The sequence below is a fragment of the Pseudophaeobacter sp. 1A09344 genome, assembly GCF_041008745.1.
GTDB lineage: Bacteria > Pseudomonadota > Alphaproteobacteria > Rhodobacterales > Rhodobacteraceae > Phycobacter > Phycobacter gallaeciensis_A.
Genome location: NZ_JAXGFS010000013.1, coordinates 66,961 through 88,958, shown reverse-complemented (window position 1 = coordinate 88,958; position 21,998 = coordinate 66,961). Strand labels below are relative to the sequence as shown.

Below are 21,998 nucleotides of genomic sequence, written 5' to 3'. Positions count from 1 at the left end.
CTGCCACTATGCTGTCAGCATGCCATATTTATCGCGCTCAGAAAACATGACAGGACGGTGCTTTAAACAGAAAGTGAGACCACCATGATTAAAGGAAGTTGCTGCTGCCAAGCCGTTCAATTTGAGCTGGCAAACCCACCTTCATTTGTCGGAACTTGCCACTGCTCGCGGTGCCGAAAAGTTGGCGCAAGTACGATTGCATTTGTCAAAGGCGAAGACGTGAAATGGATCTCAGGCAAAGACTGCGTGCAGGTGTTCGAGCCGGTTGCGCCCTACATCTACTCGCGCTGCTTCTGCAAAATCTGTGGCACGTCCTTGGGTGAGATTTTATCGGCTGAAGACAGTTTTCCAATTGCCGCGAACACTCTGGATGGCGATCTGGACCTTGTGAATCAATTACACGAATTCGTTGGCGAAAAACCCTCATGGTATGAAATCTGCGATGATGCACCCCAGAATGTCGGGCATCCTGAGTAAGTATTTGCGGACACTCAAACCATTGTGATGAATGCCTGCTCTGTCCGCACAGTGGACCCACATGTTTTGTAGATCGTGTCTCGTTGCTTGTGGCTGATGCATGTGGTGAAGAATGCGCATCGTTTCGCAAGCAGACACGGGGCAGTTTTAAGAGACATGAGAATTAAAGGATCTCTTCCAGAAACAAACTCAGCGCCTCACGGAACATAACATAAAAGCCCCCCGAACCGCTGTTCGGAGGGCTGAGATCTGTCTTGATTGTCTGCCGGTCTGGCTAGGATGGATAGTAACTGCGTACCAGGGCGGTTGCGATCAGGCTCCAGCCATCGGCGACGACGAAGAACGCCAGTTTGAAGGGCAGGGAGACCACTGCGGGTGGCACCATCATCATACCCATGGACATCAGGATCGCAGCGACCACCAGGTCGATAACCAGGAAGGGGAGAAAGACCAGAAAGCCAATCTGAAATGCCCGCGCGATTTCCGACAGAAGAAAGCTGGAGACCAGAACAGACAGCGGCGCATCGGCTGTTGGATCGATCCCTTGGGTAGCTGGGCGCAAATCTGCGATGGCATAAAAGGTGTCCGGATCCAGCCGGTTTGCCATGAAGGCTCTGAAGGGTTCCAGCCCCCGGGTAATGCCGGTTTCGACGTCCACCTGTTCTTCGATCAACGGGCTGATCCCGTTCACCCAGGCTTCGTTGAATACCGGCTCCATCACGAAATAGGTCAGGAACAACGCCAGGCTGATCATCAGCATGTTTGGCGGCGCCTGCTGCAGGCCCATGCCCTGGCGCAGGATCGACAGCACCGTTACGAGGAACGGAAAGCAGGTAACCATGATCAAAAGGCCGGGCGCGAGGCTCAGCACGGTGATCAGCAGAATCAGCTGGATGGACCGCGCCGAAATCGACTGTCCATCCGCCAATGATAGGCTCAATTCTTGAGAAACGGCGGCCTGCGGCAGGGCCAGCGCCAGAAAAAGCGCCAGCGCCGCATAGGCGATAGGTTTGTGTGTCATCCCAGCCCGTTTTGCAGATCGGCAATTTCGGTCAGGCGCACGGCAAGCTGGCCAGCCTGATCGCCTTCCATTTCTTCCAGTTGACCGCGGGCGACCAGGCGGTCCCCGACATAAAGGTCGACCGGATCCTCGACCCGTTTGTCCAGAGTCAGGATCGCGTTTTCGCCAAGGTTGACCAGATCGCGGATCAGTGGCCGGGCCTTGCCGACCGAAACAACCACTTCCACTGGAACCGATACGAAGGGGTTGCTTGCATCGGTGGCTTTCATATTGAGTTCGGCTGCATTATCCATACTGGCTGTCCTCTCTGACATGATAGGTAAAGGCGTCGATCGAACCATGAATAGATTCGAGCAGCGCGGAGCTGTTTAGTTCGCGTTCGGAGGCGCCGACACGCAGATAAGCCTGACCTTCGGCCAGGGTATCGTCTTCCTGAACTTTCACCGGAACCGAGATGTTTTCCGCAACAAGGGCACGGACCGCATGGCTTTCGCTGGGCGACACCACGATCTGCATCGCCTGATCGGTCTGGAACCGGGCCATATCGGTCAGTTGATCAACGATGTGGTGGCCAAAGGTGGCTGACATAGCATCCGGCAGGACCGAACTGGTCAGTACCTTGAACATCGGGTCCAGCGATTCGATGAGCTGGGCCTGGGCCTCGTGGTAGGTAAAGTTCAGGTCTTCAAGCGAACTGGCCAGCGTGGCCGAAATCCGCGTTGATTCCTGATCCTTTGCGCTGATGGCGTCTTCCCAGCCAGCGCTGTATCCCTTTTCAAAGGACACCAGCCTTTGTTCTTCGACGGCCTCCTCGGAAAGCCCGGGGTCGGGGGCTTCGACGGCTGAACCGCCGCCGAAGTCTTCCAGAAGGTGCGTGATACTCATCAGACTCGTTCCTCGTTCTCTTCCAGCCAGCCGCGCAGAATCTGGACGGTTTCTTCCTGACGTTCACCGATCATGGAGCGCAGCCTGTCGACGGGGTTTTCGCCGCCACCACCCAGTGCGGGCAGTCCGCCCAGGTCGTCCAGGCCGCTACCCATGCCGGGCATATCGCCAAGTGGAGCGAAATCGCCGCCCATGTTGTCCTGGATTTCTCCGTCCAGGGCGAGATTCGCACCCATGTCCGGGTTCGACATGAAGTCGCCACCTCCGCCCAAGGCGGGCAGATCAGGCAATGCACCGCCGGTAGGTGCGCTCAGCGCGGCGACAGAGGATCCTTTGTTGGACAGAATCGGGCGGACAACGAACAGGCCAAGGATCAGGGTAACCAGTGCCAGGGCCCCCATCTGGATCAGCGACATGGCGTCGAAATACAGATTGTCCATGAAGGAGCTGGTGGCCACCGTGCCCTGCGGCTCGACAGAGGGAAGATCCATCGACTTCAGGGTAATCACATCACCGCGGTCCGCGTTAAATCCGACAGCGGCCGAAATCAGCTCGCGCAGGGCTTGCAGTTCTTCTTCGGGGCGCGGTTCAAAGACGGTTTCACCGGCTTCGTTGGTCGCCATGCCACCGTTGACCAGAACCGCGACGGTGAGACGCTTGATGGCACCGGGGCCGCGGACGATCTCTTTTTCGGTTTCGGAGATTTCGTAGTTTACCCGTTCCCGCGTTGCGCTGGTGTTCGCCTTGGAACCCTGGCCCGATGCAGCATCCCCATCGGGAATATTCGAGGCGACGGTCACCTCTCCGGCCTGGTTCTGAGACGAATCGGCGCGTTCTTCCACATCGGTGCTGATCGCAACACGGCTTTCCGGGTCGACGCGCTTTTCGCGGATGGATTCGGTGTCGGTTACGGTCTCGACACTGACTTCAACCACTGCGTTGCCATGGCCGACTCGGGCCTCAACAAGGCGCATGACCCGATCGCGGATGGATTGCGACCTGTCATCGGAGCCTGCACCCGCTGCTGCTGCAGCCTCGGTGGATCCGATCAGGGCACCATTGGCATCGATGACGGCGACGTTTTCCACCGCAAGGCCTGTGACGGCCGAGGCAACCAGAAAGCGAATCGCGTTGGCCTGCGCCGGTGTAATGGGCGACCCCATCGGCACCACGGATACCGATGCGGTGGCATCTGCGGTCCGCTGGAAGGGATTCGTTCCAGTATTGGCAATATGGACTCGCGCTTGGGTGATATGCGGGCTGCCGACGATGGTCCGGGCCAACTCGCCTTCTTTTGCACGCCAGTAGGCGGCGTCGAACATCTGCGAAGTCGTTCCGAACCCGCTGAGCGAATCGAGCAGTTCGTAACCGCGCCCGCCGTTGGCCGGAAGGCCCTCGCTTGCCAGGGTCATCCGAAGCTCGTCGCGTTTGTCCGAGGGCACATAAATAGAGCCGCCGCGGACTTCATATTGGATGTTGCGCTGCTCAAGCGAGCTCACCACATCTCCGGCCGTGCCGCTTTCCAGCCCGGCGTATAACAATTGCATTGTTGGCTTGGTTGCCAAATTGGACATCGCCAGGATGCTGAGAATCACGGCCAAAGTCGCGCCAATTGCGATCAGGCGCTTCCGCGTATCCAAACCTGCCCAGACATTCTTGATCTGCTGCACATTAACCTCCGTCGCACCGGCGTTCTGTCCGGCGTGCAACCTTTTTGAACGAACGGCCTTAACATTCGGTTAGTTCCTCACGGGTTATGAAGAGGAGCACGACGTTTTAGGGATAGCCATGACAGACGCTGTAGTAGATACAGAAGAACCAGCCAAAAAAAGCAAAATGCCCCTGATTATTGGGGTTGTGCTTGCGGTAGCTGGTGCGGGCGGCGGATTCTTCGCCGTTCAGTCAGGCCTTCTTCCTTTTGGTCACAAAGCAGCGCCCGAATCGGCGCATATGACCGAAGAGGCGCCAGAAGGCGTGGATAGTGGTGAGACGGCAGAGGATATTGCCAATCTCGCCTTCATCGAAATGGAACCGATTGTAATATCGCTGCAAAGTCCCAGCGGCATTCGGCATTTGCGGTTCCGTGCACAACTAGAGGTCGATCTGGCCCATCAGGCCGAGGTCGAAAAAGTCCTCCCACGAGTTGTCGATGTTCTGAACAGCTATCTACGCGCTTTGGAGGTTAAGGATCTTTCCGATCCGATGGCCCTGCCAAAACTGCGCGCACAGATGCTGCGGCGGATCAATATCGCGACCGGACAGGGTCGCGTGAGGGATCTGCTGATCATGGATTTCGTACTAAACTAGGAGGACAGGATGGACCTTATTGCTGATATCCTGCTTGCAGCCGGAGCTCTTGGAGCTGGTTTCTATTGTCTGGTGCTGTCGCGCCGGTTGAAACGGTTCAACGATCTGGAAAAAGGCGTCGGCGGTGCCGTCGCGGTTCTTTCGGCGCAGGTGGATGACCTGAACAAATCTCTCGTATCGGCCCAGAAGGTGTCGGATGGCTCCAGCAAGGCGTTGGAACAGCTCACCGGACGCGCAGAGACGGTTGCCCAGCGGCTGGAGCTGATGATGGCCTCGATGCATGACATGCCCGAAGCCGCAGTGCCCGAAGCGCCGCAGCCCACAGCCCAGGGTACCGAAGAACACGATGCTCTGGCGGAAGCCTACGGATCGCAGGGTGAGCCGGAAAAACCGGCCGAGGATACGTCCAGCTCCTCCGGTCTGATGTTTGTCCGTCACGCTCGTGGTCAGAATCGGGTGGCGTGATGAGCGAGAAGAAAAAGAAATCAAAGAAGGGCGCTCGCGCAAAAAGCGGCACCCTGATGATGATTGCATTGCTGCTGATGGGGTCAGCGATTCTTCGCCTCGGTCTCGACGCAGGTCCGGCGATTGCTCGTGAAGTTGCCAGCCTTCAAAAGGAAGGCAACGAAGATCACGCGGATAAAGGCGAGATGCGCAGCGAATCGATGCCGTCTTCGGCAGAGCTGCAGGCGATGCTGGCTGCGTTCAAGGAACGCGAAGCGGCTCTTGCAGCCCGCGAGGCTGAAATCGAGGACCGTATGAAGGCGCTGGAGATCGCGGACCAGGCGATCGACACCAAACTCGCAGCGCTTCAGGATGCCGAGGAGAAGCTGAAATCCACTCTGGCCCTGGCCGATGGTGCGACCGAGGCGGATGTGGCCCGGCTGACCACCGTCTACGAACAGATGAAGCCGAAAGAATCCGCGGCACTGTTTGAAGAAATGGATCCGACTTTTGCGGCCGGATTTCTGGCGCGCATGCGTCCCGAGGCAGCGGCTGGCATCATGGCCGGTTTGAGCCCCGAAGCGGCCTATACGATCAGCGTTGTGCTGGCCGGAAGAAATGGCGCCGTACCAACGGAATAACTTGGGCCGGTCGAACTTGGCCCAGTTGATTAGTCTTTTTTAATCAGACTCACCTAAGCTTCTATAAAGCAACACAATTCGGAGTGAACCTGTGATCGGGATTATAGGTATTGTCGTCATCTTTGCCATGGTTTTTGGCGGATATCTGATGGCTGGCGGCAAGATGGGCATCATCCTGAAGTCGCTTCCTTTTGAGCTGATGATGATTGGCGGGGCAGCGGTCGGCGCCTTTCTTATCAGCAATGACATGAGCGGTATCAAACACACGCTCAAAGACGTTGGAAAAGTCTTCAAGGGCCCCAAGTGGAAGCCGGATGATTACCGAGATCTTCTGTGCCTGCTCTTTTCCCTGATCCGGATCGCCCGCGCGAACCCGGTCGAGGTGGAGCAGCATATCGAAGACCCCGAGAATTCGTCGGTGTTCAATAAATATCCGAAAATCGTGGCCGACAAAGAAGTGGTGAATCTGATTTGCGACACCATGCGCTCGGCCTCGATGAACTACGACGACCCGCATCAGGTCGAGGAAGTTCTGGAAAAGCGGATGGAAGCCAACCTGCACCACGCAATGCACGGCAGCCACGCGCTTCAGACCATGGCAGACGGCCTGCCGGCCCTGGGGATTGTTGCGGCGGTTCTGGGTGTGATTAAGACCATGGCCTCGATCGACCAGCCGCCAGAGGTTCTGGGCAAGATGATCGGCGGCGCCCTGGTCGGTACCTTCCTTGGCGTGTTCCTGGCCTATGGCCTGGTTGGCCCCTTCGCCAGCAAGGTCAAATCGGTGACCGAGGAAGACGCGCATTTCTATCAGCTGATCCGCGAAGTACTGGTGGCCAACCTGCATAACCACGCGGCAGCAATTTGCATCGAGGTCGGGCGTCAGAATACCCCGTCTCACATCCGCCCCGGTTTTTCGGAACTGGAAGAAGCTCTCAGATCGGTGAAACAGGACGCAGCATGATTTGGCGCGCACTCGCGATAACTGCCACAGTTTTGGCCAGTCTTCTGGTCTCGGGCGAAGCCCGGGCCCAGACGATCGTGGCCCGCTCAGGTGAACACGACGGATTTTCCCGGCTGGTTATGCGTCTGCCCAATGGGGCGGACTGGTCGCTGACACAAAGTGGCCGGAGTGCGATATTGAACATCGGCGCCCGGGACATTGTTTATGACACGTCCCGCGTTTTCAACCTGATCCCACGGGACCGGTTGCAGGCCATCGGGCAGGCCGCGCCCGGGCAGCCGTTGCGGATGGATCTGGGCTGCAACTGCGAAATCCGGTCTTACGTGCAACGCGATGGCTATCTCGTGATCGATATCCGTGATGGCAACGATGAACCAGTCTATTCCACGGCAGGCAGTGGTGCCGCCGTAGGCAGTGGTCGGCCCTTCGTGCCCTCCCTTCCTTTGCAAACCGCCGAGGAGCCGAAAACCGAGCAACCGACATCCGGTTACCGGTTCAATCTGGGACAAAGCGCCATCGCGGATGCCCGCCTCGCGCTGGACCTCGCTGCTGCGGTGGAACGCAGCGCACCACCCGCGCCAGCAACCAGTACAACTCGTGTAGAGGCGCCCGTCGCCCAGTCTGAAATGCACGCCGCAACGAGCGCCGAACAGTTACGTCTGCCTGCGCTATTGCCGTTGGAGCCGCGTGCCGAAGCAAGCAATGTGCCGACGCCGGATCCCGTCAAGGCCAATATGGGCGAGCCGCAGAATCCGATGACGTTGCCGGAAGTGAATCTGCTTCTCGATATGGAAGAATCGGCCCGCGCTGCGACCGTGAACGCCTCTGAACAGCGCCTGCTGCGTCAGATTGGCCGGGCCGCGAACCAGGGTCTTTTGGACATCGCCATCGCCGGTGGGCAGATCGATGCCGGACAGCGGCAGATCAATCCGCTGGACCGGGATGGGCGTCCACTGGATCCACTGGATAATATCTCCATTACATCCGCAGTCGATCGGGAGGCGGGGCTTCTCGCCCGCGCCCGTGACGAAGAGGATGAATCCGAATTGTGCCTGCCTGATCATGGTATCGCCGTATACAACTGGGGCAATGACAGCTCCTTTGCCGATCAGGTGGGACCGCTGCGCAGTGCGTTAGTTCGCGAGTTTGACGACGTTAATCCGGCAGGTGTGTTGGCCTTGGCGAAACTCTACATTTTTTTCGGCTTTGGCGCCGAAGCCAAGGCGATGATCCAAGCCATGCCCGAGGACCGGCTGACACCGGAAAACAAAAATATCCTGAATGCTTTGGCGGATCTCGTTGAAGGCGAGACATTGCCGATAAACCATCCGTTTTCCGGACAGCAAATCTGTGATGGCGACACTACCCTGTGGTCGGTATTGGCGGATGGTGAAATCAAGAAAGGTGCCAATACCGATGCCATTCAGCAGGCGTTTGGGCGTTTGCCTGTACATCTGCGGGTGCACCTTGGCCCCAAGGTTAGTTCTCTCTTTTCCGAGGCAGAGCAATATCATGTAGCCGGGGCGATCCTGAGGTCGGTGAACCGGACCGGTGTTGATCACGTGCCGGAATTGAACATGGCCGAGGCCGCGATTGCGGATCTGGAAGGGGACACGGAAAAGGCTGCGGAAAAACTGACCGAAGCTGTTGCGGAACGCACAGAGAATACTCCGGTTGCCCTGATTGAGCTGATTGCGCTCAGCTATAAGGAAGGCAAGGCTCTGTCGCCGGACGTGCCGGATGTTGTCGGCTCTTATGAGCACGAGAATCGCGACGGCGAACTGGGGGCGGATCTGCGCAAGGCCGAGATCACAGCCCTGGCGCTCACCGGACGTTTCCACGATGCATTCCAAGAGCTGAAGGAACTCAGCAACCGCGATGGTCCGGCCGCCCGCACGGCCGCTCTGGAACCTTTGATGACTCTTCTGACTGAGCGCGCGGACGACGTAACCTTCCTTCAGTATGCGCTCGTCTTTGCGATGCAATCCACCGCCAGAGAAGCGGCGCCGGTCGCAGATATCATCGCGCGCCGGTTGCTGGATCTCGGATTTGCAGAGCAGGCCATGTCCCTGCTGAAGAAACTGGCGCTGGAGCCCGAAAACGAGAAACGCCGCGAGATGCTGGCCGAAGCAGCTCTGGCGTTGAATAAGCCTCAGCGGGCTCTGGTTGAACTGATGGGGCTGGAGAGTACCGAGGCCAACCGTCTGCGCGCCGAGGCGCTGTGGCGCAATGGTGAATACGGCCGGTCGGGTGAATACATGCAGGTCGCAGAGGACAAGAACGCGGCGGCCCGCGGCTTCTGGCACTCCGAAAACCTGGAAGCGATCCAGTCGTTGGAAGCGGATGAGGGAACTCCGTTCCGGCAAGTTGCCGACATGACTACAGAAATCGGCGAGACAGCGAAGGATCCCGAAGGTCTGACACCGCTGGCCCATGCCCGTGCACTTGTCGAAAGCAGCCAGGGCACCCGCGGCGGGATCGAAGATCTGCTGAAACAGCTGAAAGCCGCACGCGCTGAAACAGAGTAATCGAAGGCTCCTTTAGATCATGGACCGCTCTCTTTTGAGGGCGGTCTTTGCGTTGGGTGATAACGGTTTGTAAACCGTCTTTGCCTAGCTTGAACCGCGGATGAATCCGCAATTGGAACGGGCAGAATGCCGGAAAAACAACATAGAATACGCCTGATTGGGCGGCGGCGCTTTGGGCAACCGTTGCACCTTGAGCAGGTCCCGCCGTCTTTGGGTGATTCTGCTTCACTCGACAGGCTGCGCCCCGGCGACACGGCTGTCGCTTTCTCCGCTTTCTCAACGCTTGAACAGGCCGGGGGTGGTATCCCCCGCGCGAACAGCTGCGCGCTGCGTCCTTCCCGTTCGCTACGCTCTCGGCGCTGGTCCAGGACCGGGCAGCTGCCCTCTGCCGTGCGGTCTTCAACATATTCCCAGCATGCCGTGGCACCTGCCCGGCCTGCACTGACATCTTTGAAATAGGGGACATTACAGGTGCCCAAAATCACACCTCAACAGCTGTTTAGCCCCACCGTGCTGCTGGCGCTGGCATTGATGGCGATCATCGTGATGATGATTCTGCCGATGCCGTCCTGGGTGCTGGACGTTGGTCTTGCTGCCTCCTTTGGTCTGGCGATTCTGATCTTCACCATCACGCTGTTCATTGAAAGGCCACTGGATTTCTCGTCCTTCCCGACGATCCTGCTGGCCTCTCTGATGTTGCGGCTGTCACTGAACGTCTCCTCCACGAAACTCATCATTGGTCAGGGTCACACCGGGACCGATGCGGCTGGTGATGTTATCCAGGGCTTTGCCCAATTCGTGATGGGCGGCAGTGTTTTCCTGGGCCTCGTGGTCTTTGGGGTGCTGCTGATCGTGAACTTCATGGTCATCACGAAGGGCGCGGCCCGGATGGCCGAGGTGGGCGCCCGTTTCGCACTGGACGGTATGCCGGGTAAGCAGCTGGCCATCGACAGCGATATGTCCGCTGGTGCCATTGACCATGCCACCGCCCGGGCTCGCCGTGAAAATGACCAGCGCGAAACCACATTCTTTGGCTCGCTTGATGGTGCATCGAAGTTCGTCAAAGGCGATGCGGTTGCCGGTCTGCTGATCACCCTGCTGAACCTGGTGATGGGTCTGGTGATGGGTGTTCTGGTGCATGGCATGCCGGTGGGCAGCGCCTTTGAAACCTACGCCATCCTGACCGTCGGCGACGGTCTGGTTTCGCAGATCCCGTCGGTAATCATTTCCATTGCCGCGGCCCTGCTGCTGGCGCGCGGCGGTGCTACCGGCGCCACCGATATCGCCCTGTTCGAACAGTTCGGCAAACACCCGGCCGCTTTGACCACCGTTGCGGTTCTGATGGTTCTCTTCGCGCTGGTGCCCGGTTTGCCGTTCCTGCCCTTCATCGTTGGCGGCGCGGCTCTGGGCTTTGCGGCGTATCGCATTCAGATGAAAAAACAGAGCGCCGAAGAGGCCGAGGTTGAAGAACAGCTTGAAGAGGCGGCCAATCCGGCGCCGTCCAAGGCGCTTGGTGATATTCTTGACCTTGACGATCTGCACCTGGAGTTCGCACCGGATCTGGTGAGTATGGTTCTGGATGAGGGCACCGGGCTGGATGCGCGGATTGCCAATATGCGAACCCATATCGCCACCAGTTTCGGTCTGATCCTGCCGGAAATCCGGCTGACGGATCAGGCGGATCTTGAGATGGGAACCTATGTGGTGAAGGTTCAGGGTGTGGAACAGGCCCGTGGCACGCTGCACCCGGATATGGTGCTGGCGTTGATGCCGGACAACCATTCGGCACTGCCGCCCGGAACCGATGTGACAGAACCTGTCTACGGCGCTCCCGCCCGGTGGATCGGAGCCCAGAATCAGGATGCGGCTGCCGTTGCGGGCGCGACCGTGGTAACGCCGCCCGAAATCCTGGCCACTCACCTGCTTGAGGTGATCAAACAGAACTTCTCGCGGCTGTTGACCCTGAAATCGCTGCGCCGTCTGCTGAACGAAATGACCGAGCTGTCGGATGCTTTCCGGGCCGAGGCAAACCGCAAGCTCCTGGATGATCTGGTGCCGGACAAGGTGCCTATGGACACTCTACATTCGGTGCTGCGCCTGCTGCTGGATGAACGCGTGTCGATCCGGAATCTGCCGCTGATCCTTGAAGCCATTGCAGAGGCACGGGTGCACACCACCCAGCCTGAACTGATCTGCGAGCACGTGCGTCAGCGCATGGGGTTCCAACTGGTGGCAGAGATGAAGCGCGAAGATGGTACCATTCCGCTGATCCAACTGGCGCCGGAATGGGAAGACACCTTCTCGACCTATCAGGTGGACATCCAGGGCGGGGGGATGGATATCGCGCTGCCGCCCGACATGTTCAACCGCTTGGCCGAAGGGTTGAGCGAGCGGCTCAACACGATTACCGAGCAGGGGATTTTTGCTGCGGTTGTCACCTCGACCCGCCGCCGCCGTTATCTGCGCACGATCCTGAAGTCGCGCGGCATTACCAACCCGGTGCTGTCCTTCGAGGAAATCGGGCTGGAGGCCCGCCCGGCGCTCGTGGGGATGGTGCAAGCATGAACCTGCTGGATCTTCCCCCAGGGCTGGTTGCGCTTCTGGGGGCGGGCTTCTGGCACGCGGCCATCGTGTTTTTGCGGATCTCGGCGATCGTGTCCGTGCTGCCCGCCTTTGGTGAGCAATATGTGTCGATGCGGGTTAAATTGGCGCTATCCATTGCCTTTACCGCGATTGTGGCCCCTGCGCTGCCCGCAATCCCCGAGCCCACAAGCGCCTTGCAGTTTGCAGGGTACGCCGCCAGCGAGGCTGTTGTCGGGTTGGCGCTTGGCGTCGGGATCCGGTTCTTTGTTCACGGTCTCCAGACCGCCGGCACCATCGCCGCGCAAAGTACCTCGCTGTCGCAGGTGTTGGGCGGTATCGGCGCAGAACCGATGCCGGCCCTTGGCGCTGTTCTTTTAATCTCTGGCCTGGCGCTGGCAGTGATGATGGGCCTGCACGTGCGGGTGGCAGAATTCATGATCTACTCCTACGACGCCTTTCCGGCCGGGGTTTTCCCGGCGGCGGGCGGTCTTTCTGAATGGGGCGTCCACCGGGTTGCCAAAAGCTATTACATGGCATTTACCCTTGCGGCACCTTTCCTGATTACGGCGGTAATCTACAATCTGGCACTTGGCGTCATTAACCGTGCGATGCCACAGCTGATGGTGGCCTTTGTCGGGGCGCCGGTGATCACCTTTGGCGGCTTGTTTATTTTGATGGTCGGCAGCCCGGTGATCTTGGATGTCTGGGTTCGGGCGTTGATGACGTTCCTTGCCAATCCGGGAGGCAACATACCATGAGCGGTGGTGACGACGACTCAGATAAGTCATTCGAGCCGACGGCGCAGAAGCTCCAGAAGGCACGGGAAAAAGGCGAGGTTGCCAAATCCACCGATCTGTCGGTTGCGGCTGCCTATCTGGGGCTGGTCGTGGCTTTATATGTTTCTGGCAGTGGCATGGTCGAGGGCTTCGGAACGGTGCTGATATCCCTGTTGGATCAACCCGACCGGCTGGCCCAGCAAATGTTCACCGGCGCCGCAAGCGCCCCCGTCGGCGGGATCCTGATGGCTTTGGTGATACCTATTTTGCCGATCTTCATTCTGCCCTTTGGTGCGGTGCTGTTGTCGATCTTGGCACAGCGCGCGCTGGTCTTTGCGCCCAGCAAGCTGGAGCCGAAGATGTCAAAGATCTCTATCATTTCGAACGCGAAGAACAAATTCGGCCGTGCTGGATTGTTTGAGTTTCTCAAGAGCTTCGTAAAGCTGGTTCTCTATTCGATTTGTCTTGGTGTCTATCTTAGTTACCGGTTGCCAGAGATGATTGCCTCCTCCGGAACGGGTGCCTTTTCCGTCGTCGCGATGTTGGCGCAGCTGGGAATGGAATTTCTTATTATCGCCCTGTTGCTCGCATTGCCTGTCGGTGTCGTGGATGCGGTGTTTCAGCACGCCGAGCACATACGTAAGAACATGATGTCGCGCCAGGAAATCCAGGATGAGGTGAAGGATTCCGAAGGCGATCCACATGTGAAGGGGCAACGCCGTCAGAAGGGCCAGCAAATCGCCATGGGTCAGATGATGGCTGATGTTCCCAAGGCCGATGTGGTGATCGTCAACCCGACCCACTATGCGGTTGCGCTGCAGTGGAGCCGGGAAAAAGGCTCTGCGCCGAAATGCGTTGCCAAAGGGGTGGATGAAGTTGCCGCCGCAATCCGCCGGGTTGCCAACGAACATGCGGTACCGATCCACAGTGATCCGCCCACTGCCCGGGCGTTGCACGCCACCATCGAAATCGGTGAGGAAATCATGGAAGAGCACTATGCTCCTGTTGCGGCGGCCATCCGGTTTGCCGAGGCCATGCGCCAGCGGGCGAAAGGAGGGGTCTGATGAAACAGAAGATGCTGGATCAAATGGCAGCGGTGACTGCGGCGCAATATCTGCGCGAACATGCGCGGGTGAAGCCGATTCTGGATGAGGAAGCCCGTTTGCGTGGGCAGCTTACCAAGCTGAACGCCCATGTGCAGGCCACACGCAGTGAAGCAGATGAAAACCACATGATGAAAGCGTTGGGCGCTGATCTGCTGTGGGAAGGCTGGCACACCCGGGCAAAGCGGGAACTGAACACCGAACTGGCCCAGGTCACGGCAAAGAAGCTGATGGCTATGGACAAGCTGCGCAAATCCTTTGGCCGCAAGACCGCCATTGCGGACATGGCCAAGGCCGAACGCGATCTGCACAAGGCCGCGCGTATTAAGGCGCTGCAGGAAAAGTTGTTGAATTAAGTCCGGGTGCTGGGCGCGCTCGACCAGCTCTGAAACAGGAGCGGCGCGGAGAGGTCTCCAGGCAAGGTCACACAGTTTTGGTGGCAGGCGAAACGTATTGGCGAAACGAAACAGTGACAGGCGAAACGCAAAAGGCCGGACCAATCAAGGTCCGGCCTTTTTGTTGTATATAGGTAAGTTGTATCAGACGTCTTGGCGGGTCATATCCATGATCAGGACGTCATAGACGTCATGTCCAAGCTGCCGCTGTGCGGCTTCACGCAGCGCCGTGCGTAGGGGGTGCATCACGTCAGAGCGAGTGAACGCGCCTTTGAAGCCGCCCATGTTTGCATGGTCAAACAGTACCTGCAGGAATACATCGCGTAGTTTGGGTTCAAAGGTGCGAATTTTATCCGCCATACCGGGTTTTGTTTCCAGGCTGAGAGTGATCACAACCAAAGAGGTCAGTTCGTCGTGTTCAACAACGGGAACGATGAACTGGTTCGGGATCTTGACGTAATCATGCTCTCCACCCTCCATGGACTCGGCGGCGCCATGCCCGTCGTCCATAGTTTCCGTCGGCGGGGCCATGTGTTCTTCCCCGGTTGAGGCCATTTCATGCTCGGGGGCCGGTTCGGGCGCCATCATGATCCCGGCGCCAATTCCAGCGCCGGTGCCCACAATCAGCAGGATGAGAGGCAGTATCTTTGCAAGCATGGTTTACCTCAGAATGGCAGGATGGCGTCCAGGACCTGTTGGCCGTAACGCGGTTGCTGCATGTCGGTGATCTGGCCGCGACCGCCGTAGGACACGCGGGCCGACGCGATCTTGTCGTATGTGATCTCGTTCTGGCGGCTGATATCCTGCGGCCGTACATAGCCGGACACTAGAAGTTCGCGCATTTCGAAGTTCACTCGCAACTCCTGCGAGCCGCTGATCGCCAAAACTCCGTTTGGCAGTACGTCAACCACGGTGGCTGCCACCCGCAGTTCCAGTTTTTCGCTGCGTTTCACCGATCCCTTGCCCGCAGCCGAGCTGGAGCTGCCAAGTTCCACCGCGTTCGAGGCGCTGGCTCCATCCGGAAGGTGACGATCCAGGCGCTGAGGCAGCCCCAGAAGCTGCGGCAGTGCCATGCTTTCCGAGCCGGAGCGGGAGCGCGCGGTGTCGTTCTTGATCTCGGCCGTTTCATCAATCTCGATGACCACGGTCATGATGTCGCCCTTCTTGATGGCGCGGCGGTCGCCCAGTAGGGACTGTTGCGAACCGCTCCACAAAGAGGCGCTATCGACCGCGCGCCGCGGTTGGCTGTCCTGCGGCAGGCCCTGCCAGAGCATCGCGACATGTTCGGAGGATTCATTGGCCGGCGAAAACGACGGTGGCTTGCCAAGGTGATCAGCCCGCCCACAAGCGCCGAGAATGATCAGCCCTGCCAGGGCGGCTTTGGAAGTGAATGCTGTGTGTTTCATTTTCGTACCTCGACGGATCCGTCGGCTGCTATGCGTCCGGTTACAGTGGTGCGTGATGCCAGATTCATCACGCGGATCAGTTCGCCCTCGGCGCCGCGTCCAAGCGCGCGCCCTTCGGCGGAAATGGAAAGCCCACCCTGAACGAAGGTCAGAATCACCATGTCGTTGCGCTCGACGATGGCCGGGGGGCCAACATCGCCGGGCCGCAACGGGCGACCCGGATAAAGCGCAACGCGGGCTTCCTGACCGATCACCTCTTCGGGGTCGGACAGGGCACCCAGAACCTCGCCGGGTTTGAGCGCCAGATCCGATGCCGTCAGAATTTCCTTGGGGCGTACCGTGCGAACCGGAACCAGGATATCGGCCCAGGCGGTCTGCGCGATCAGCGTCACAAGGAGGGCGAGCTTGAGTTTCATCAGCGGACCTGTGTGGTTGCGCCCATCATCTGGTCGACTGCCGAGATGACCTTGGCGTTCATTTCATAGCCGCGCTGCGCTTCGATCAGTTCGGTGACTTCGCGCACCGCATCGACCGAACTGGCCTCCAGATAACCCTGACGCAGGGTGCCAAGACCGTCTTCGCCCGCAGTGGCAACCAGAGGTGCCCCGGAAGCTTCGGTCTCAGTGAAGAGGTTGCTGCCGATCGCCTCCAGCCCCTTGGGGTTGGAGAAACCCGCGAGGGTCAGCTGGCCCAGGATCTGACCTTCGGCGGTTTCGTCGAAATAGGCGTAAACTTCACCTTCGGCGTTGATCGAAATGCTGCGGGCATCATCCGGAATGGTGATTTCAGGAGAAACGGTATAGCCGTCAGAGGTGACGATCAGCCCTTCTCCAGATTGTTTCAGGGCACCATCGCGGGTGTATGCGGTCTGACCAGAGGGCAGGGTGACTTCCAGATAACCTTTACCGTCGATGGCCACATCCAGGTCATTGTTGGTTTCCTGCAGCGGCCCCTGCGACAGATGAACCGAGATGGCAGCGGGACGCACACCAAGGCCAACCTGAACACCGGTGGGAAGAACGGTCCCATCCGAGGCATTCACCGTGCCCGCCCGCGACACCTGCTGATAGTGCAGGTCGGCGAACTCCGCCCGCCGTGCGTTGTAGGCGGTGGTGTTCATATTCGCGAGGTTGTTCGAAATGGTTTCGACACGCAGCTGCTGTGCGCTCATACCGGTGGCCGCGATTTTAAGGGCACGCATGGTGTTTCTCCTACTTGATCAGGTTCTTGATGGCGGCGCGGATGCGCTCGTCTTCGGTTGTCAGAAAGCTTTGGCCCATTTCATAGGCCCGTTGGATTTCGATCATGCGCGACACCTGTTGAATGGCATTCACGTTCGATCCTTCGAGAAATCCTTGCAGGACCCGGCCTTCAAGTGCGGGTTCGATTTCGCCATCGACGCGGAACATCACCCCGTCTTCGCGGGACATGGTGTGCATCTCGACCGGCTTGAACAGACCGATCTGGCCCAGGGGCTGGCCATCTGCACTGAGCGTGCCGTCAGAGCCGACCTGGAAGGATTCGGCATCCGTCGGCACAAACAGCGGTGCGCCACCGGCATCCATCACCCGGTGGCCATCCATGGTGACCAGATCCCCTTGGGCATTGGATGAAAACGCGCCGGAGCGGGTCAGCCGCTGACCTTGCGGGGTTTCGACCATGAAGAAGGCATCGCCTTCGATCGCAAAATCGAAGGTTCCGTTGGTCTTGGTCAGCTGGCCCTGCTCCATCGAGGTGTTGTGAATATTCGCGCGTGCCATCGACATGGATTGCTGCCCTGGCGCTGATTGCACGTATTCCGAAAAAATCAGCCCTTCGGAGCGATAGCCCGTGGTTGCGGAGTTGGCGATATTGTTCGCCACCACCCGCATTTCACGCATCAGGCCGGTTTGACGGGACAGTGTTGCATACCCTGCGGTTTCCATCACGAACCTCCGGAAATCATTGGAATGACGTGGCCGTTGAAAAACGCCACGAGTGTTTGTGTCATGAAGCCCATCGACATCCAGAAAACGATGAGGATCGCGACCAGTTTGGGCACGAAGGTCAGCGTCATTTCCTGAACCGATGTCAGAGCTTGAAACAGGCCGACGGCCAGGCCGACGACCAGTGCCACGACCAGAATCGGCGTCGACATCACTACGGCTGCCCAAAGGGCCTGCCGCAACGTGTCGTAGAAAACGCCCTCACTCATCATGGCTTAGACCGGCATCCGCAGGATTTCCTGGTAGGCTTCGACCACCTTGTTGCGGACGGTCACTGCGGTTTCTACCGCCAGTTCCGTTTGTGCCAGCGCCTGCACCAGCGCGTGGGGGTCGCCGTTGCCAGTCATGGCCTGCACGGACATCTGTTCACCCTGCTGCAGCGTGTTGGTGAAGTTTTCAAAGCTCGCCTTGGCCCGTTCACCCGGTGTGGCGCCGGTGAATTCCGGATCTGCCTGCGTTGCAGGGCGGGCGGCGGCATAGCCGGTTGCGGCGGAAAGAGTGCGAATATCCATTCTGGATCTCCTGGTTCAGGGGGAGTTTATTTTCTCAACAGGTCCATCAAGGACGACGACATCTGCCGCGTCTGGTCGAACATTTTGAGGTTAGCTTCGTAGCTGCGCTGGGCTTCACGGGCGTCTGCGATTTCGATCATCAGATCTACGTTGGAGCCCTTGTAGTGGCCGCTTTCATCGGCAAGCGGGTGCGAGGGGTCATAGACCTGTTCCAATTCGCTGCGGTCCAGCGATACGCGGCCGACCTTGACACTTTCGACATCGGTGTTGATGTCGCGCACGGCCTGGAACGGCACAGTCTTGCGGCGGTAACCGGGGGTGTCGGCGTTGGAGATGTTCTCAGATACGTGGCGCAGACGTTTGGCTTGGGCCTGAAGGCCGCTGGCGGTTACGCTCAGGGATTTGGCAAATTCGCTCATGGATCAGCCCTCGGTCTAGGTGGTGCGGATGCTGGTGCGCAGGACGTTCATCGACGACTTGTAGATCGCCAGTGCCCGATCGTGCTGGCGCTTCGTTTCGACCCCTTTCAGAATCTCTGTCTCGATCGAGACGGAGTTGTCGTTGGGGTCGCTGCCATCTACCGATTCTGTCACCGCCCAATCCATGCCGACGCCGGAGGCGCCATTCAGATGAGAGCCGCGGCTGGCGATCATGTCGCCGGGCCGTGCCTTTGCAGCGTAGACTTCCTTGAAGGGTTTGATGTCCTTGGCATGATAGCCAGGGGTGTCCGCATTCGCGACGTTCTGCGACACCAGAGCCTGGCGCTTACCCGCATGGGTCGCCATGGCATATGCGATTTTAAAAACATTCAGTTCCGTAAACACCGGGGCTTCTCCCTCGATCAATTTCAATCAAGGCTTAACCCCGATTCCTTTAGAAATTGTTGCAGGAAACAATTGGAGGCCAGGACAATGATTGCTGAGCTGAAAGCCATGACTGAAGAAATCGCCAGCAAACGGCTGTCGACGCCGGTCGGGCGTGTGATTGGTATTGTTGGCGGTGAGATCGAGATTTCAGGCCTGCAGAATATCGCCCGCATCGGGGATCGTCTGGTGTTGCGTCGCGGTCCAAATGACGAACTTCATGGCGAGGTTCTGAAGATTGAAGCAAGCAAAATCAGTATGTTGTCAGACAAAACTCCGGATCGTGTCGCGATCGGGGATGCGGTTCTTCTCTATCCTGCGCCGCAGTTTGCACCAAGTGACAACTGGATCGGGCGCGTTATCGATCCTTTCGGAGAGCCCCTTGATGGGCGGCCATTGCTGCGCGGGTCACAAGCACGTGACCTGATGACACCGCCGCCAAAAGCCGCCGGACGCCGCCATATGGGAGAGCGTCTGGATACGGGGTTGTCGGTGTTCAATACGATTCTCCCGATTGTGCGTGGTCAGCGGATTGGCCTTTTTGCGGGGTCTGGTGTTGGTAAATCGACGCTTTTGGCAAAATTGGCACAGCATATGGAGGCCGATGTGGTCGTCATGGCGCTGATCGGGGAGCGTGGGCGCGAAGTTAATCACTTTGTTGAGCAGGTTCTGGGGCCGGAGGGTATGCGCCGCGCGGTTGTTGTTGCCGCGACATCGGATCAATCACCGCTGGTGCGGCGGCGCTGTGCCTGGGCGGCAATGACGATTGCGGAACATTTCCGCGACCAAGGCAAGAACGTCCTGCTGCTGGCCGACTCGGTCACGCGTTTTGCCGAAGCCCACCGCGAAATCTCGGCGGCTTCGGGCGAAGCGCCGGCCCTGCGTGGCTTCCCACCTTCTGTAACGCCGCTGATCACAGGCATGTGTGAACGGGCAGGTCCCGGCACCGGGGATCAGGGCGATATCACCGCGGTCTTCAGCGTTCTGGTTGCGGGCTCCGATATGGATGAGCCGATCGCCGACATTCTGCGCGGCGTTCTGGACGGGCATATCGTTCTCAACCGCGAAATCGCGGAACGCGGCCGTTTCCCGGCGATCGATGTGTCGCGGTCGGTGTCACGAAGCCTGCCAGCCGCGGCGACCAAGGAAGAGAACGATCTGATTCTCGACGTGCGGAAATACCTCGGCTCTTATGAACAGTCCGAAGTCATGATCCGCGCTGGCCTTTATTCAGAAGGGACGGATCCGGTTCTCGATACGGCAGTGAAACTCTGGCCAGAGCTGGACGGCTTCTTTGGCCGCGACGACCCCAACGGTGTGAAGAGCAGTTTCGACCGCCTGAAACTGCTCTTGCGCCGCGCCGCAGCAGGCGCGCGTTGAAACGGAACCAGGCGCGGCCGGCGCGCCGTGCCTGGATGGTCTCAATAGGATGGTAAAAACAAAGGCGCCTGTCGAACAATACCGACAGGCGCCTTTTGCATGGTTTGGACGTGTCTTGTCGCCTAGGAGCCAAGGAGCAGCCGCAACGCGGTCGAGGCACTTGATTGCGAGGATTGGTAATCGGCAAGCTGCGCCTGAGCCAGGTAGCGTGTTGTCAGTTCTTCCATCTTTTCAGGATCGGCATAGACACTCAGATCGTCGGTCCCAAGAAAGTTCTGCGCGCGATCCTTGTAGATTTCGAGCTGACGGTCCACGTCCAGCTGAATAAAGCTCGGCGGCAGATGGAACGTTGTCTGGAACATCTTCTGAAGGGCGGGCTGACCGATGATATTGTACCATTTGGTATCAATGGAGGTTGGCTCGCCGTCCTCGTTTAGGTCGGTTGCGATATTGACCAGTTCGCGCTCGGCAAACAGCGCAATCCGCATGGATTCGTTCTGTACGCCGACCGCGGCTTCGAAAGACTGGGTTTTGTTGGAGAAGATGATGTTCTCCATGTCCTCTACGGACCCGGTTTTGACTGTGTCACCGGGACCGAAACCGAATGCTTCAGTGAAGGCAACCCAGCGGTCGTCTCCCAATCTGTTCGCCAATGCATCATCCGCCGAAGACCCCTCCTCCAGAACCTTCTGGACGAGGGCCTTCATAGGGAGCTGATCGTCAAGGCCGAAAGCCCCCAGAGCGATGCCCAGCAAGCGGGTGTCTTTCACCAAATCGCCAGCTGTTTTGATATTTCCGATATTCTCGCGGAAATAGTCGCTCTCGCGTTTGAGCAGGGTGTCGTTGGAGAACGTTTCGAACTGCTTGTCGTAGGTCGCCTGCAGAATTCTCCATCCAACAATCCCGTCGGCGGGTATGATTGGCTGGTAGAGGATCATGACGGGCGAATGGCCATCAGGCGTTCTTCGCGCGGCAGCAAGGCCCGCAGCGCTTTCAGGCAGCGATAATGGTTGTCATTCAGCAGAGATTCCGTGGCCTCGGCCAGTGCCGCACGGCTGTCGGAATCGGTGAAAACCTGACTGAGCTCTTCGATGCGGCGCAGCATCGGCAGGCGGTCTTCTTCGGGATTGCTGTCACCTGTCAGGACCAACTGCGCTGCATAGCAGACGCGGCGGACGGGGGTATTTGCCTCTTCGGGACGGATCGCGTCCCGGAGACGCAGGATGTTTGCGTCTGGAGTTACAATCGAAAGGCGGCTACGACGATCCCCGTTTTCAATAACAGCGCCGTTAACAAGAACGCGCTCTTTCGGGGCGAGTTTCAGAACAAGTCCACTCATATTTTAGGTTGCTCCACTGCGAAGGCCACGCATGATGGCTGTGTTGATTTCTACCAAGGGGCCAATTCCCGATTTACGGGAGAGTACTTGGCTGGTGTGTTGGCTTGTGAACGCTGCGAGATATACGATTTGTTCTTTAAGTTCTTCTGGAAGCCCATTGTCCGAGTCGGCAACATCCGAGCGGAAAATCTGCCAAAGTTTTCGGTTATCATGGAGAGCTTCGGCAAGTGAAGTGAAGCCTTTTGACCCTTGTTTGGAAGCACTGATCATACGGTGCGTGATCCGGGCGATTGCCTCGAACTCCAGGTCTTTTGGTGTGCGGGTCGGGGCTTTCGCCGCCGAATAGGCGCGCTTCGCATTCAGAAGGGCATTCACGTGTTATCCTAACGTAC

At 58.4% G+C, this 21,998-nt stretch carries 27 protein-coding genes; 11 read left to right on the top strand and 16 right to left on the bottom strand.

Annotated features, from left to right (window positions below; genetic code table 11):
• Positions 1-84 precede the first annotated feature (84 nt).
• Positions 85-477: a GFA family protein gene (locus tag SM765_RS19320; RefSeq protein WP_274837896.1), complete on the top strand. Its 393-nt coding sequence runs from the start codon at positions 85-87 to the stop codon at positions 475-477.
• Positions 478-751: 274 nt separating this feature from the next.
• Here the strand turns inward: SM765_RS19320 and fliP are convergent, their stop codons facing one another.
• Genes fliP through fliF form a run of 4 tightly spaced genes read right to left on the bottom strand, consistent with a single transcriptional unit; the run spans position 752 to position 4,053 of the window.
• Entirely contained in the window at positions 752-1,498 is a 747-nt protein-coding gene (gene fliP / locus SM765_RS19315; protein ID WP_274837897.1) for a flagellar type III secretion system pore protein FliP, read from the bottom strand.
• Positions 1,495-1,791: a FliM/FliN family flagellar motor switch protein gene (locus tag SM765_RS19310; protein ID WP_065272123.1), complete on the bottom strand. Its 297-nt coding sequence runs from the start codon at positions 1,789-1,791 to the stop codon at positions 1,495-1,497. Before SM765_RS19310 ends, fliP begins: the two co-directional genes overlap by 4 nt.
• A complete protein-coding gene (locus tag SM765_RS19305; RefSeq protein ID WP_065272124.1) occupies positions 1,784-2,383 on the bottom strand; it encodes an ABC transporter ATP-binding protein in 600 nt (199 codons plus the stop codon). Before SM765_RS19305 ends, SM765_RS19310 begins: the two co-directional genes overlap by 8 nt.
• Positions 2,383-4,053: a flagellar basal-body MS-ring/collar protein FliF gene (gene fliF / locus SM765_RS19300; RefSeq protein ID WP_065273660.1), complete on the bottom strand. Its 1,671-nt coding sequence runs from the start codon at positions 4,051-4,053 to the stop codon at positions 2,383-2,385. The genes SM765_RS19305 and fliF overlap by 1 nt, the downstream gene beginning before the upstream one ends.
• A gap of 118 nt (positions 4,054-4,171) precedes the next feature.
• Here fliF and SM765_RS19295 point away from each other — a divergent pair, with 118 nt between their 5' ends.
• From SM765_RS19295 to SM765_RS19255, 9 genes are all read left to right on the top strand, one after another.
• Entirely contained in the window at positions 4,172-4,690 is a 519-nt protein-coding gene (locus tag SM765_RS19295; protein ID WP_065272125.1) for a flagellar basal body-associated FliL family protein, read from the top strand.
• A gap of 9 nt (positions 4,691-4,699) precedes the next feature.
• Positions 4,700-5,155, top strand: a complete 456-nt coding sequence (locus tag SM765_RS19290) for a hypothetical protein (RefSeq protein ID WP_274829376.1) — start codon at positions 4,700-4,702, stop codon at positions 5,153-5,155.
• Entirely contained in the window at positions 5,155-5,775 is a 621-nt protein-coding gene (locus SM765_RS19285; RefSeq protein ID WP_065272127.1) for a MotE family protein, read from the top strand. The genes SM765_RS19290 and SM765_RS19285 overlap by 1 nt, the downstream gene beginning before the upstream one ends.
• Positions 5,776-5,866: 91 nt before the next feature.
• Positions 5,867-6,736, top strand: a complete 870-nt coding sequence (gene motA, locus SM765_RS19280; protein ID WP_065272128.1) for a flagellar motor stator protein MotA — start codon at positions 5,867-5,869, stop codon at positions 6,734-6,736.
• Entirely contained in the window at positions 6,733-9,264 is a 2,532-nt protein-coding gene (locus SM765_RS19275) for a tetratricopeptide repeat protein (protein ID WP_274837898.1), read from the top strand. The genes motA and SM765_RS19275 overlap by 4 nt, the downstream gene beginning before the upstream one ends.
• A 531-nt stretch (positions 9,265-9,795) precedes the next feature.
• Positions 9,796-11,829: a flagellar biosynthesis protein FlhA gene (gene flhA / locus SM765_RS19270; protein WP_420480638.1), complete on the top strand. Its 2,034-nt coding sequence runs from the start codon at positions 9,796-9,798 to the stop codon at positions 11,827-11,829.
• Entirely contained in the window at positions 11,826-12,605 is a 780-nt protein-coding gene (locus SM765_RS19265) for a flagellar biosynthetic protein FliR (RefSeq protein WP_065272130.1), read from the top strand. Before flhA ends, SM765_RS19265 begins: the two co-directional genes overlap by 4 nt.
• The gene (gene flhB / locus SM765_RS19260; RefSeq protein WP_065272131.1) at positions 12,602-13,687 is read left to right on the top strand and encodes a flagellar type III secretion system protein FlhB; all 1,086 of its coding nucleotides are present in this window, start codon (positions 12,602-12,604) and stop codon (positions 13,685-13,687) included. Before SM765_RS19265 ends, flhB begins: the two co-directional genes overlap by 4 nt.
• Positions 13,687-14,082, top strand: coding sequence for a hypothetical protein (locus SM765_RS19255; RefSeq protein ID WP_065272132.1), 396 nt, complete (start codon positions 13,687-13,689; stop codon positions 14,080-14,082). The genes flhB and SM765_RS19255 overlap by 1 nt, the downstream gene beginning before the upstream one ends.
• A gap of 183 nt (positions 14,083-14,265) precedes the next feature.
• On the opposite strand, the gene SM765_RS19250 is transcribed toward SM765_RS19255, so the two are convergent.
• From SM765_RS19250 to SM765_RS19210, 9 genes are read right to left on the bottom strand one after another with little or no spacing between them, the layout of a single operon-like run.
• Positions 14,266-14,778 (bottom strand): flagellar basal body-associated FliL family protein, encoded by a 513-nt coding sequence (locus tag SM765_RS19250; RefSeq protein WP_065272133.1) that lies wholly within the window; start codon positions 14,776-14,778, stop codon positions 14,266-14,268.
• 8 nt (positions 14,779-14,786) lie between these two features.
• Positions 14,787-15,527: a flagellar basal body L-ring protein FlgH gene (flgH, locus tag SM765_RS19245; RefSeq protein ID WP_065272134.1), complete on the bottom strand. Its 741-nt coding sequence runs from the start codon at positions 15,525-15,527 to the stop codon at positions 14,787-14,789.
• Positions 15,524-15,943, bottom strand: a complete 420-nt coding sequence (gene flgA / locus SM765_RS19240; protein WP_065272135.1) for a flagellar basal body P-ring formation chaperone FlgA — start codon at positions 15,941-15,943, stop codon at positions 15,524-15,526. Before flgA ends, flgH begins: the two co-directional genes overlap by 4 nt.
• The gene (flgG, locus tag SM765_RS19235; protein WP_065272136.1) at positions 15,943-16,728 is read right to left on the bottom strand and encodes a flagellar basal-body rod protein FlgG; all 786 of its coding nucleotides are present in this window, start codon (positions 16,726-16,728) and stop codon (positions 15,943-15,945) included. Before flgG ends, flgA begins: the two co-directional genes overlap by 1 nt.
• Before the next feature lie 10 nt (positions 16,729-16,738).
• Positions 16,739-17,452: a flagellar hook-basal body complex protein gene (locus tag SM765_RS19230; RefSeq protein ID WP_065272137.1), complete on the bottom strand. Its 714-nt coding sequence runs from the start codon at positions 17,450-17,452 to the stop codon at positions 16,739-16,741.
• Complete coding sequence (fliQ, locus tag SM765_RS19225) at positions 17,452-17,724, bottom strand: flagellar biosynthesis protein FliQ (RefSeq protein ID WP_065272138.1); 273 nt, start codon at positions 17,722-17,724, stop codon at positions 17,452-17,454. Before fliQ ends, SM765_RS19230 begins: the two co-directional genes overlap by 1 nt.
• A 3-nt stretch (positions 17,725-17,727) precedes the next feature.
• On the bottom strand, positions 17,728-18,024 hold the full coding sequence (fliE, locus tag SM765_RS19220) for a flagellar hook-basal body complex protein FliE (protein ID WP_065272139.1): 297 nt from the start codon (positions 18,022-18,024) through the stop codon (positions 17,728-17,730).
• A gap of 26 nt (positions 18,025-18,050) precedes the next feature.
• Positions 18,051-18,443 carry a flagellar basal body rod protein FlgC gene (gene flgC / locus SM765_RS19215; protein WP_065272140.1) on the bottom strand — a complete coding sequence of 131 codons (393 nt, stop codon included), beginning with the start codon at positions 18,441-18,443 and terminating at the stop codon, positions 18,051-18,053.
• A 15-nt stretch (positions 18,444-18,458) separates the two neighbouring features.
• A complete protein-coding gene (locus SM765_RS19210) occupies positions 18,459-18,848 on the bottom strand; it encodes a FlgB family protein (RefSeq protein WP_274831686.1) in 390 nt (129 codons plus the stop codon).
• Positions 18,849-18,935: 87 nt separating this feature from the next.
• Here SM765_RS19210 and SM765_RS19205 point away from each other — a divergent pair, with 87 nt between their 5' ends.
• Positions 18,936-20,267 carry a FliI/YscN family ATPase gene (locus tag SM765_RS19205; protein WP_274829379.1) on the top strand — a complete coding sequence of 444 codons (1,332 nt, stop codon included), beginning with the start codon at positions 18,936-18,938 and terminating at the stop codon, positions 20,265-20,267.
• Positions 20,268-20,389: 122 nt separating this feature from the next.
• Here the strand turns inward: SM765_RS19205 and SM765_RS19200 are convergent, their stop codons facing one another.
• Genes SM765_RS19200 through flaF form a run of 3 tightly spaced genes read right to left on the bottom strand, consistent with a single transcriptional unit; the run spans position 20,390 to position 21,981 of the window.
• Positions 20,390-21,205 (bottom strand): DUF1217 domain-containing protein, encoded by an 816-nt coding sequence (locus tag SM765_RS19200; RefSeq protein WP_237028363.1) that lies wholly within the window; start codon positions 21,203-21,205, stop codon positions 20,390-20,392.
• Positions 21,202-21,606 (bottom strand): flagellar biosynthesis repressor FlbT, encoded by a 405-nt coding sequence (gene flbT, locus SM765_RS19195; protein ID WP_065272142.1) that lies wholly within the window; start codon positions 21,604-21,606, stop codon positions 21,202-21,204. The genes SM765_RS19200 and flbT overlap by 4 nt, the downstream gene beginning before the upstream one ends.
• A gap of 3 nt (positions 21,607-21,609) precedes the next feature.
• Positions 21,610-21,981, bottom strand: coding sequence for a flagellar biosynthesis regulator FlaF (gene flaF, locus SM765_RS19190; RefSeq protein ID WP_274829380.1), 372 nt, complete (start codon positions 21,979-21,981; stop codon positions 21,610-21,612).
• Positions 21,982-21,998 lie beyond the last annotated feature (17 nt).